Raw genomic sequence first — 12237 nt, forward strand, 5'->3', positions numbered from 1 at the left:
GGCATCACCATTGGTGGAGCATAAATGTTCTGCCTTTTACATCTCATGATTACCGTCATTGAGATTAACAAAAACTATTACTTGATCTGAATATCGTATCGTCTGAATGATGGGAAGATAAAAATACACAGACGATGACCGCAACTCTACTCAAAACCATAAGCAGGAAAGAACTATGATTACACATTCTTTCGGCATCGTTAATTATCTTGTATTATTTGGCTACCTCCTGGCCATGATGTTAGTCGGTGTCTATTTTTCCAGACGGCAAAAAACAGCAGACGATTATTTTCGCGGTGGTGGCCGGGTTCCTGGTTGGGCGGCTGGGGTCAGTGTATTTGCTACTACGTTAAGCTCAATTACATTTATGTCAATTCCTGCCAAAGCGTTTACTTCCGACTGGACGTTTATCATTGGTCAGTATCTGGCTATCGCAATTTTACCGCTGGTTTTTTATTTCTATATTCCGTTTTTTCGGAAATTGAAAGTCACATCAGCCTATGAATATCTCGAAGCACGGTTCGATGTGCGCTGCCGTCTATTCGCCAGCATGTCATTTATGTTGTTTCATATCGGACGTATCGCCATTATCACTTTCCTCACCGTGCTGGCCTTGCGCCCCTTCATCGCTATAGACCCGGTGATTTTGGTACTGTTGATTAGCGTGATGTGTATCATTTATACCTGGATGGGTGGAATTGAAGGAGTAATATGGACTGATGTTATTCAAGGCCTCTTACTTTCTGGCAGCGCGATACTGATTTTTATAGTGATATGTCTCAAAGTCCAGGGCGGCATTGGTGAAATTTTTACGGTGACGCAGCAGGCGGATAAATTCTTTCCGGCTACGCAGTTCCACTGGAGCTGGACGGAAAGCACAGTACCTGTATTGATGATTGGTTTTCTGTTTGCCAATATTCAGCAATTTACTGCCAGTCAGGATGTGGTCCAACGCTATATCGTGACTGACTCCATAGAGGAAACGAAGAAAACATTACTTACAAATGCCAAACTGGTTGCTGTGATCCCTGTTTTCTTTTTTGCTATCGGCTCGGCATTGTTTGTCTACTATCAGCAACATCCACAATTATTACCGGCGGGATTCAACACTGGCGGCATTTTACCCTTATTCGTGGTCACCGAAATGCCAGTCGGCATTGCAGGGTTGATAATCGCCGCTATTTTCGCTGCCGCGCAGTCCAGCATCTCCAGCAGCTTAAACAGCATTTCCAGTTGTTTTAATTCCGATATCTATCAGCGTTTGAGTCATAAAAAAAGAACGCCAGAAAACCGTATGAAAATAGCTAAGTTAGTTATTCTGGTCGCGGGCCTGATAAGTAGCGCGGCCTCGGTATGGCTGGTCATGGCCGATGAATCAGAAATCTGGGATGCATTTAATAGTCTGATAGGTCTGATGGGAGGGCCAATGACCGGTCTGTTCATGCTGGGCATTTTCTTTAAACGAGCAAATGCCGGGAGTGCGGTTTTAGGAATTATTATCAGCGTCATTACCGTGCTGGGCGCACGCTATGCCACTGACCTTAACTTCTTCTTTTATGGGGTCATTGGCTCGCTAAGCGTGGTGATCAGCGGCGTTATTTTCGCCCCGTTATTTGCCCCGGCACCGCCATTGACGCTGGATGAAAAACCTGAACCAAAGGTGACATTATGATTTCATGATACCACGCTATACCGACACAGCACACGGTGACGCCAACGCCCGGGGCGACAATACCGGGCCAGGTATAAACCATCCGTCAAATGGCGCGCTATAAACACCGTAAGAGCAAACAGATTACTCTCCAGTGATGTTCTGTCATAAGTTGGCAACGCGATGTAAATATTCCCCCTCCTTTACTTACATCGCGCTTTTTTTCATGCCGCAGACTTGATAGGCTCTGCTCTGTTCGATATTGCAGGCTTTGTGCCGCAATCAGCCCTCAAGAGCAGGAACTATATGGAGCCTCAACCCCCACGTCTTAAACCCGGAAAAATCCTTGACACTCTGGGTGCTATGCAAAAAAGCCTGACACGTGCCTCCCAGCGTATTGCGCAATATATTTTAGCCTTCCCCAGACAGGTGACACAGTCATCTATTGCCGATTTGTCACGCGAAACACAGGCCGGAGAAGCCACGGTTATTCGCTTTTGTCGCACCCTGGGCTATAAAGGTTTTCAGGATTTTAAAATGGACCTGGCCATTGAACTTGCCACTACCGAGTCTGATGACAGTAGTCCTCTACTGGATGCCGAAGTTAGCGAATCCGACGATGCCCACGCCATTGGTTTAAAATTGCAGAACACCATTAGTAATGTATTATCTGAAACGCTAAATCTGCTTGATATGCAACAGGTTCTCGGTGTCGTGGACGCCCTACGTCACTGTCACTCAGTTTATATCTTTGGTGTGGGCTCATCGGGGATCACGGCGCTGGATATGAAACACAAGCTAATGCGTATTGGTTTACGGGGCGATGCGGTAAGCAATAACCATTTTATGTACATGCAGGCTACGCTATTAAAAGCAGGCGATGTCGCGATGGGTGTCAGTCACTCGGGCACATCGCCAGAAACAGTGCATTCACTCCGATTGGCCCGACAGGCTGGCGCCACCACAGTCGCCATTACCCATAATCTGGGTTCTCCATTATGTGAAGAGGCCGATTTTTGCCTGATCAATGGTAATCGGCAAGGAATGTTGCAGGGTGACTCGATCGGTACGAAAGCCGCGCAGCTTTTCGTCTTTGACCTGCTCTATACCCTTCTTGTACAGTCCTCGCCGGAACAGGCCCGAGAAAGCAAATTACGGACAATGAATGCCCTGGACATGACAAAATAATTCCCTTCACGTACAGGCGTCATTTTCCTTTTTTGTCCATGAGTCTGCTGGACGCTTTATAGACAACAAAGCCCGGTCTCCCGGGCTCTGAAAGTCAATGCTATATTAGCTGTATGCGTGGAGCGTTCGCTGACAAAGCGCCGAGCGCACGCAGTCGTCTTTGTTGAAATGCACAATCCCTACCATTTCATCTTCTTCAAAGCGTTCCAACGCATCGCTCAATCCGGAACGCACGCCGCGCGGCAGGTCGCATTGCGTAATATCGCCATTGACAATGACCGTGACATTTTCGCCTAATCGCGTCAAAAACATTTTCATTTGCGCCGCAGTCACATTTTGCGCCTCATCGAGGATCACGACCGCATTTTCAAAAGTACGCCCACGCATATAGGCGAACGGGGCAATTTCTACCTTACCGATTTCCGGGCGCAAGCAATATTGCATAAAGGACGCGCCTAACCGTTTAAGCAGGACATCGTAGACGGGCCGAAAATAAGGCGCGAATTTTTCAGCGATATCACCGGGCAAAAAACCAAGATCTTCATCAGCTTGCAATACCGGACGCGTCACAATGATCCTCTCGACGTCCTTATGAATCAATGCTTCTGCCGCCTTTGCCGCACTGATCCATGTTTTCCCGCAGCCGGCTTCGCCGGTCGCAAAAATAAGCTGTTTACTGTCGATAGCGTTCAGATAATGCGCCTGTGCTTCATTTCGTGCCTTAACAGGCGAGGTATCGCGACTATCGCGCGCCATGCCAATGGCTTCTACTCCGCCCATCTGTACCAGTGACGTGACCGATTCTTCTTCACGTTGCTTATGACTACGCGAATCTCGTCTCAACACACGCTTTGCTTCACGACGAGCTTTGATCACTGCTTTTTGTCTTCCCATGGATAGCACCTTGAGTTGTAGGTATACATCACCCGCGTTCTCTTAAACGCGATTATGCGCACACACATCTGAGGGTTGGCTTCCTTGTAAGCCTTAGCTTGCTTTTTGAAACGACGCCACACACGGCTACGCGCACCACATATGACGTCATGGGTATGGACAGTAAGGGAAATGATGAGAGCTTTTAAGATGACAAGACCACCACCGGAGAGAGAATGTCCGTACAGGGTGTTGTAACTACTGTAAACAATGTGTCCTGGTACGGACATTACCATTCGCGATCTCCATAGTGAGTGGCCATCACTGCCGGGGAACTACCGCTATTACTACTAAGTACAACACAAAACATCAATAATGCAACAATATATTCACCAAACATTAACTAAACATTATTGCGTCATTGTCAGTCTCTTACAGAAAGATTACACGATTATTTCATCGGCAGGAGACTAAAAAAGATAATCATTAGCTACTGCGGGTATTAATGCTGAAAACATCCATAACCCATTGAATATCCAATATATAAAAGGTTAAAACGGAGTAATTAACGTGTCCTCTCTCCCATCGCTAAAACGGCATTATTTATGCAAAATTTTGTACGGCATACTTACGCCAGTAACGCTGACTCGTTTTAATTTTTGTCATTACTCTATTGCGTCAAGGCTATTGGTACCATTAACAGGCGATTTCATATATGGCCAGTTAGTGATTACTCGAGACGTATTACGCCCGCGTTAACGGCGCTCAAGGGCTAAAAATAGTTTGAGAGAGCGTCCTCATTTACCTGAACATCTTCAGTCAATCGGTCCGGGACTTATCAGAGGACCAGGCGGGCGTATAACGCCGCCTGGTAAAATATGTCCGATGGCAATAATGCTATCGGACATGTCGGTTATTCCGCCTGTAGCTTCGACGGCGGCGCGGAATGATAATGCGCGTCCGCTTTTGCAAAGCGTTCCTGCATCGCTGCTGTCGGCGCTTTGCCAAGCAGGCTAAAGATTACGATCCCCAGGCTGCCGAAAATGAAGCCAGGGATGATCTCATACAGATCCAGCCAGCCATATTGTTTCCAGACGATAACCGTCACCGCGCCAATAATCATTCCCGCCAGCGCGCCGTTACGTGTCATACGCGACCACATCACAGAAAACAGGACAACAGGTCCAAATGCCGCGCCGAATCCAGCCCAGGCGTAGCTCACCAGCCCCAGCACACGGTTATCGGGATTCGCCGCCAGCGCAATGGCGATCAGCGCTACCACCAGCACCATCACTCGCCCTACCCATACCAGCTCTTGCTGGCTGGCGCTTTTACGCAGAAAAGCCTTATATAAATCTTCCGTAATCGCGCTGGAGCATACCAGCAACTGACAGCTCAACGTCGACATCACCGCCGCCAGGATAGCAGACAGCAGAACACCGGCAATCCACGGGTTAAACAGGATCTGCGCCAGTTCAATAAATACGCGCTCTGAGTTTTGGTTCACCGCCCCGGCCAGCGCGGGGTTATTGTTAAAGTACGCAATGCCAAAGAAGCCCACCGCCACCGCGCCCGCCAGACACAGAATCATCCAGGTCATACTGATACGACGCGCATGAACAATGCTGTGATGGGAGTCCGCCGCCATAAAGCGCGCCAGGATATGCGGCTGACCGAAGTAACCCAGTCCCCAGCCCATCAGGGAAATAATGGCGACAAAATTCAGCCCCTTGAGCATGTCGACATTCTCGATGCTCTTTTGCTTGATCACCTCCAGCGACTCGCTAAAACCGCCTACGCCGACAATAACCATCACCGGCGTCAGGATTAACGCAAAAATCATCAGGCTGGCCTGAACGGTATCCGTCCAGCTAACGGCAAGAAACCCGCCGATAAAGGTATAAATAATGGTTGCCGCGGCCCCCGCCCACAGTGCGGTTTCATAGCTCATACCGAAGGTGCTTTCGAACAGTCGTGCTCCAGCGACAATACCTGACGCGCAATAGATAGTGAAAAACAGCAGAATGACCAGCGCGGAAATAATACGCAGGACTCGGCTCTTATCCTCAAACCGACCGGTAAAATAGTCCGGCAACGTGAGCGCGTTATTGTTAAATTCGGTATGCACGCGCAGGCGCCCGGCCACCAGCTTCCAGTTAATCCATGCGCCTAACGTCAGGCCAATGGCGATCCAGCTTTCAGAGATCCCCGACAGAAAGATAGCGCCAGGCAGCCCCATTAACAGCCAGCCGCTCATATCCGACGCGCCGGCTGATAAAGCCGTAACAAACGGCCCCAGGCTGCGACCGCCAAGAATATAGTCATCAAAGTTTTTGGTTGAGCGCCAGGCGATAAACCCAATCAATATCATGCCCAAAATATAGACACAGAATGTCACCAACATCGGTGTGCTAATAGCCATCAAGGTTCTCCAAATTTATTTATTGGCACTACCGTAGCGTGCCGTTTTGTACCCTGCCGGAACGTGGCAAGGGTGTTATGTTTACCAGGGCGACCGTATCCTGCCGGAAGCGGTGGTTATTCACAATCGATTTAACACACCATTTACATCAAATTTGATTGCAGAGGGATACTATTTTTCTCCAGGTTGCACTCTCTCACATTTTTTGCGGTTGCACCTTTTAAAAGTGTTAACTACCGCAGAGAAAATAAATCCAGATGGTTTTCCCCGTCAGACTCCCACTTTCTTTTTTTAACAATTTATTCATTTTTAAGCTTGCAACGCAGGTCACATTTAACGCGGTTGCACAAAGTTGCAACATAGTGGATATTTTCCGCTAACTATTGGTTAGCAGATAGAGCGAATAACAGGAGTAGAGGGTATGGGAACCACCACGATGGGGGTTAAGCTGGACGACGCCACGCGCGAACGGATCAAAATGGCCGCCTCGCGTATCGATCGCACGCCGCACTGGTTAATAAAACAGGCAATCTTTAGCTATCTGGACAAGCTGGAAAATAGCGATACGCTACCGGAGCTACCTGCGCTGTTTGCCGGCGCGGCAAATGAAAGCGAGGAGCCGGTCGCGCCGCAGGATGAGCCGCATCAGCCCTTTCTGGAGTTTGCCGAACAGATTCTTCCCCAATCCGTCTCTCGCGCCGCCATCACTGCCGCCTGGCGCCGCCCGGAAACCGATGCGGTGTCAATGCTAGTGGAACAGGCGCGCCTGTCGCCGCCTGTCGCTGAGCAGGCGCATAAACTGGCGTATCAACTGGCGGAGAAATTGCGCAATCAAAAATCCGCCAGCGGTCGCGCGGGTATGGTGCAAGGCCTGTTGCAGGAGTTTTCCCTCTCTTCGCAAGAAGGCGTAGCGCTGATGTGTCTGGCGGAAGCGCTGCTGCGTATTCCCGACAAAGCTACGCGCGATGCGTTAATTCGCGACAAAATCAGTAATGGCAACTGGCAGTCGCATATTGGCCGTAGCCCGTCGCTGTTTGTAAACGCCGCCACCTGGGGGCTGCTCTTTACCGGCCGCCTGGTCTCAACGCATAACGAAGCCAATCTTTCGCGCTCGCTGAACCGCATTATCGGCAAGAGCGGCGAACCGTTAATCCGCAAAGGCGTCGACATGGCGATGCGTTTAATGGGCGAGCAGTTCGTGACTGGCGAAACCATTGCTCAGGCGCTGGCGAATGCCCGAAAACTGGAAGAGAAAGGGTTCCGCTATTCTTACGATATGCTGGGCGAAGCCGCGTTAACCGCCGCCGATGCGCAGGCCTATATGGTTTCTTACCAGCAAGCGATTCATGCCATCGGCAAAGCGTCTAACGGTCGCGGTATTTACGAAGGGCCAGGCATCTCGATTAAGCTGTCCGCCCTGCATCCACGCTATAGTCGCGCGCAATACGATCGGGTAATGGAGGAGCTTTATCCGCGCCTGAAATCCCTGACGCTGCTGGCGCGCCAGTATGATATCGGTCTCAATATCGACGCCGAAGAGGCGGATCGTCTGGAGATCTCGCTCGATCTGCTGGAAAAACTCTGCTTCGAACCCGAACTGGCGGGCTGGAACGGCATTGGCTTTGTGATCCAGGCTTACCAGAAACGCTGCCCGCTGGTCATTGATTATTTAGTCGATCTGGCCTCCCGTAGCCGCCGTCGGCTGATGATTCGTCTGGTGAAAGGCGCCTACTGGGATAGCGAGATCAAACGCGCGCAAATGGAAGGGCTGGAGGGTTATCCGGTTTATACCCGCAAAGTGTATACCGATGTCTCTTATCTGGCCTGTGCGAAAAAATTGCTCGCCGTACCTAATCTGATCTACCCGCAGTTCGCGACCCATAACGCACACACACTGGCGGCGATTTATCATCTGGCCGGGCAAAATTACTATCCGGGTCAGTACGAATTCCAGTGCCTGCACGGCATGGGCGAACCGCTGTATGAACAGGTCACCGGTAAAGTAGCGGACGGAAAACTTAACCGTCCCTGCCGTATTTACGCGCCGGTGGGAACACACGAAACCCTGCTGGCCTATCTGGTACGACGCCTGCTGGAAAACGGCGCCAACACCTCTTTTGTCAACCGCATCGCCGATGCCACCCTACCGCTCGATGAACTGGTGGCCGACCCGGTCGAGGCCGTGGAAAAACTGGCGCAGCAGGAAGGTCAGGCTGGCATACCGCATCCGAAAATTCCGCTGCCGCGCGATCTGTACGGCGAAGGTCGGATAAACTCCGCCGGACTTGATTTAGCGAATGAACATCGCCTCGCCTCGCTTTCTTCTGCCCTGTTAAGCAACGCCATGCAGAAATGGCAGGCCAAACCTGTGCTGGAACAACCGGTGGCCGACGGTGAGATAACGCCGGTTATCAACCCGGCGGAACCGAAAGATATTGTCGGCTGGGGACGCGAAGCGACAGAAAGCGAGGTTGAACAGGCATTGCAAAACGCGGTCAATCAGGCGCCGGTTTGGTTTGCGACGCCGCCGCAAGAACGCGCCGCCATTTTGCAGCGGGCGGCGGTATTGATGGAAGACCAAATGCAGCAGTTGATTGGCCTGTTGGTGCGCGAAGCGGGGAAAACGTTCAGCAACGCCATTGCCGAAGTGCGCGAAGCGGTAGACTTCCTCCATTATTATGCCGGTCAAGTGCGTGACGATTTCGATAACGAAACGCATCGCCCGTTAGGGCCGGTAGTCTGCATCAGTCCGTGGAACTTCCCGCTGGCCATTTTCACCGGCCAAATCGCCGCCGCGCTGGCGGCAGGTAACAGCGTTCTGGCGAAACCGGCAGAGCAGACATCGCTGATTGCCGCCCAGGGCATTGCCATTTTGCTGGAAGCGGGCGTACCGCCGGGCGTCGTGCAACTGTTGCCGGGACGAGGAGAAACCGTCGGCGCCCAGCTTACCGCCGATGCGCGTGTACGCGGCGTGATGTTTACCGGTTCCACGGAGGTCGCGACGTTGTTGCAGCGCAACATCGCCACGCGTCTTGACGCCCAGGGCCGCCCTATTCCGTTGATTGCGGAAACCGGCGGTATGAACGCTATGATTGTCGACTCTTCCGCGCTCACCGAGCAGGTGGTCGTGGATGTGCTGGCTTCCGCTTTCGACAGCGCCGGACAACGCTGTTCCGCGCTCCGCGTGCTGTGTTTGCAGGACGATATCGCCGAACATACGCTGAAAATGTTACGTGGCGCGATGGCGGAGTGTCGGATGGGGAATCCAGGCCGTCTGACGACCGATATCGGGCCGGTGATTGATAGCGAGGCCAAAGCCAACATCGAGCGTCATATCCAGACGATGCGCGCCAAAGGCCGCCCGGTTTTCCAGGCCGCGCGTGAAAACAACGATGACGCGCAGGAATGGCAGACCGGTACGTTTGTTATGCCCACGCTTATTGAGCTGGAAAACCTCGCAGAACTGGAAAAAGAGGTCTTCGGGCCCGTGCTGCACGTCGTGCGTTATAACCGTAACCAACTGGCGGAGCTTATCGAACAGATTAACGCTTCCGGCTACGGGCTAACGCTGGGCGTACATACCCGTATTGATGAAACCATTGCGCAAGTCACCGGTTCCGCCCATGTCGGCAACCTGTACGTTAACCGTAATATGGTGGGCGCGGTCGTCGGCGTCCAGCCGTTTGGCGGCGAAGGCCTGTCCGGCACCGGGCCAAAAGCGGGAGGACCGCTCTATCTCTACCGCCTGCTGGCACACCGCCCGCCCAATGCGCTCAATACGACGCTAACTCGTCAGGATGCGCGTTACCCGGTGGATGCGCAGCTTAAAACCACGCTACTCGCGCCGTTGACCGCCCTGACGCAATGGGCGGCGGATCGCCCGGCGCTACAGACGCTCTGCCGACAATTCGCCGATCTGGCGCAGGCCGGCACGCAGCGCCTGCTACCGGGACCGACCGGCGAGCGTAATACCTGGACGCTATTGCCGCGTGAACGGGTGTTATGCCTGGCTGATGATGAACAGGATGCGCTGACACAGCTTGCCGCCGTTCTCGCCGTCGGCAGTCAGGCGCTATGGTCAGACGACGCCTTCCACCGCGATCTGGCGAAACGTCTCCCCGCCGCCGTCGCGGCGCGTGTCCAGTTTGCGAAAGCGGAAACGCTGATGGCGCAGCCGTTTGACGCGGTGATTTTCCACGGCGACTCCGACAAGCTACGAACCGTGTGCGAAGCCGTCGCCGCCCGCGAAGGCGCGATAGTGTCGGTACAGGGGTTCGCCCGCGGCGAAAGCAATATACTGCTGGAACGGCTCTATATTGAACGTTCGCTGAGCGTAAACACTGCCGCCGCTGGCGGTAATGCCAGCCTGATGACAATTGGCTAATACTGTGGTTAATTAAGGCTCCGTCAATGGAGCCTTTTTACTCGCGTCAGAGGACCGTATGAAACGAATTTTCCTTACCTGCGCTGCGTTGTTGTTCAGCAGTCAGGCGTTGGCTGATGAGTGTGCCAGCGCCAGTACGCAGCTGGAAATGAATCGCTGCGCCGCCGCGCAATACCAGGCGGCAGATAAAAAGCTGAACGAAACCTATCAAAGCGCGCTTAAGCGTGCGCAACCGCCGCAGCGCGAGCTGTTGCAAAAAGCGCAGGTGGCATGGATTGCCCTGCGCGACGCCGATTGCGCTCTGATTCGTTCAGGTACGGAGGGCGGCAGCGTGCAACCCATGATCGCCAGCCAGTGCCTGACCGATAAAACGAACGAACGCGAAGCGTTTTTAGCCTCGCTGCTGCAATGTGAAGAGGGGGATTTGAGCTGCCCACTGCCGCCAGCCGGTTAACGCACGCGAATCCCTTCAATAATAATGCGCTGAACGCTTTCGACCGTTTGGTTGAAAAAGGCTTCATCGCGAAGCGTCGCGCCGGTTACCGCTTCAACCTGAGGGGCGAAATCGGCGTAATGTTGCGTGGCGGCCCAAATCATGAAGATCAAATGGTGTGGGGAGACGGGCGCCAGTTTCCCGCTGTGCACCCATCCGGCAATCAGCGCGGATTTTTCATCTATCAACGCTTTTAGATCGCCGGTCAGTTCCTCCATTAAGAGCGGCGCGCCCGCCAGCATCTCCATGCAGAAGAGCCGCGACGCCTGCGGATAATCACGCGAAACTTCCAGCTTGAGACGGATATACTCTTTGATGGCCTCCAGAGGGGAAAATTCTGCGCGAAACGCCTTGAGCGGCGCCAGCCAGACATCCAGGATCTGTCGCATTACCGCGACATACAGCACCTCTTTCGAGGGATAATAATAAAGCAGATTGGTTTTGGAGACGCCTGCCCGCTCGGCGACCTGCTCAAGACGCGCGCCATGAATGCCATACTGGGAAAAAACAGCAAGCGCGGCGGTTAAGATAAGCTGCCGTTTTGCACCGGTGGCCTGCGAGCGTTTCCCGATTTTTTTCTCTGTGCGTTGCGACATGCGCCCTCTCCTTTTTGTCAGGACGCAAGCATACCAAATCCGGCTTATAAACAAAAAAACCGCCGGAAATCCGGCGGCGGTGGCGTATGACGCTTTTTAGCGCGAAACGCTCAGCGTCTTACTGTTGTGACGCAGGCTAGCTATTACGGTTACTGCTTTTGCCCCCTTTTTTGCCTGCTTCGGATGCACGCTGCGGGTCATTCTTAAAATTGCCCCCGCTGTGCTGACCACCTTTACGACCTGCTTCTGATGCTCTTTCGCGGTCTTCCGCAAAATTACCGGAACCGCCACGATGGTTTGCCATTACTGACCTCCGTCATAGATTAGACATCATATTGCATAGGTAATGAGGAGTATCTCCTCGCGCAGCGTATGAACGATATCATCAGTAACGCCGCGTAAAATTAAGCATAGTGAAAAACGCCGTGGTAGGCCGCTTACCGAAATATTCTGCAACATCGGAAGCCGAATACGCAGAATAATAACCATAAGAAATAAATAAGTTATTCTTATATTTAGAAAAATCAAAGCGCTTAAAAATGTATCATTTTGCAACAAAGGTCGCCAAATTAATTATTGTTATAAATCAAAGAAATGGCGCTGAAATTTGCACTCTTCACAGGAGGGCAT

Annotated in this window: 8 protein-coding genes; 4 read left to right on the forward strand and 4 right to left on the reverse strand. The window is 52.2% G+C overall.

Translation table 11 applies throughout. The annotated features are described in order from the left end of the window. Window positions 1-175: 175 nt before the first annotated feature. Both ACLJPE_RS06145 and ACLJPE_RS06150 read left to right on the forward strand, forming a co-directional pair. A complete protein-coding gene (locus ACLJPE_RS06145) occupies window positions 176-1672 on the forward strand; it encodes a sodium:solute symporter (RefSeq protein WP_000628085.1) in 1497 nt (498 codons plus the stop codon). A gap of 285 nt (window positions 1673-1957) precedes the next feature. Beyond that, window positions 1958-2839: a MurR/RpiR family transcriptional regulator gene (locus ACLJPE_RS06150; protein WP_000433674.1), complete on the forward strand. Its 882-nt coding sequence runs from the start codon at window positions 1958-1960 to the stop codon at window positions 2837-2839. A gap of 105 nt (window positions 2840-2944) precedes the next feature. On the opposite strand, the gene phoH is transcribed toward ACLJPE_RS06150, so the two are convergent. Both phoH and putP read right to left on the reverse strand, forming a co-directional pair. Further along, window positions 2945-3733, reverse strand: coding sequence for a phosphate starvation-inducible protein PhoH (gene phoH, locus ACLJPE_RS06155; RefSeq protein ID WP_000533527.1), 789 nt, complete (start codon window positions 3731-3733; stop codon window positions 2945-2947). Between the two features lie 892 nt (window positions 3734-4625). Next, entirely contained in the window at window positions 4626-6134 is a 1509-nt protein-coding gene (gene putP / locus ACLJPE_RS06160) for a sodium/proline symporter PutP (protein ID WP_001643951.1), read from the reverse strand. A gap of 421 nt (window positions 6135-6555) precedes the next feature. Here putP and putA point away from each other — a divergent pair, with 421 nt between their 5' ends. Together putA and ACLJPE_RS06170 are read left to right on the forward strand one after the other, a co-directional pair. Next, window positions 6556-10518 carry a trifunctional transcriptional regulator/proline dehydrogenase/L-glutamate gamma-semialdehyde dehydrogenase gene (gene putA / locus ACLJPE_RS06165; RefSeq protein WP_023232798.1) on the forward strand — a complete coding sequence of 1321 codons (3963 nt, stop codon included), beginning with the start codon at window positions 6556-6558 and terminating at the stop codon, window positions 10516-10518. A 58-nt stretch (window positions 10519-10576) separates the two neighbouring features. Further along, on the forward strand, window positions 10577-10972 hold the full coding sequence (locus ACLJPE_RS06170; RefSeq protein WP_000821064.1) for a lysozyme inhibitor LprI family protein: 396 nt from the start codon (window positions 10577-10579) through the stop codon (window positions 10970-10972). Here the strand turns inward: ACLJPE_RS06170 and rutR are convergent. Both rutR and ACLJPE_RS06180 read right to left on the reverse strand, forming a co-directional pair. After that, window positions 10969-11607, reverse strand: coding sequence for an HTH-type transcriptional regulator RutR (rutR, locus tag ACLJPE_RS06175; protein ID WP_001529158.1), 639 nt, complete (start codon window positions 11605-11607; stop codon window positions 10969-10971). The genes ACLJPE_RS06170 and rutR overlap by 4 nt on opposite strands. A gap of 136 nt (window positions 11608-11743) precedes the next feature. Next, window positions 11744-11911 carry a general stress protein gene (locus ACLJPE_RS06180; RefSeq protein ID WP_001273663.1) on the reverse strand — a complete coding sequence of 56 codons (168 nt, stop codon included), beginning with the start codon at window positions 11909-11911 and terminating at the stop codon, window positions 11744-11746. Between the last annotated feature and the right edge of the window lie 326 nt (window positions 11912-12237).

It is taken from the genome of Salmonella sp. SAL04196, assembly GCF_046550835.1.
In the GTDB taxonomy this organism is placed as follows: domain Bacteria; phylum Pseudomonadota; class Gammaproteobacteria; order Enterobacterales; family Enterobacteriaceae; genus Salmonella; species Salmonella enterica.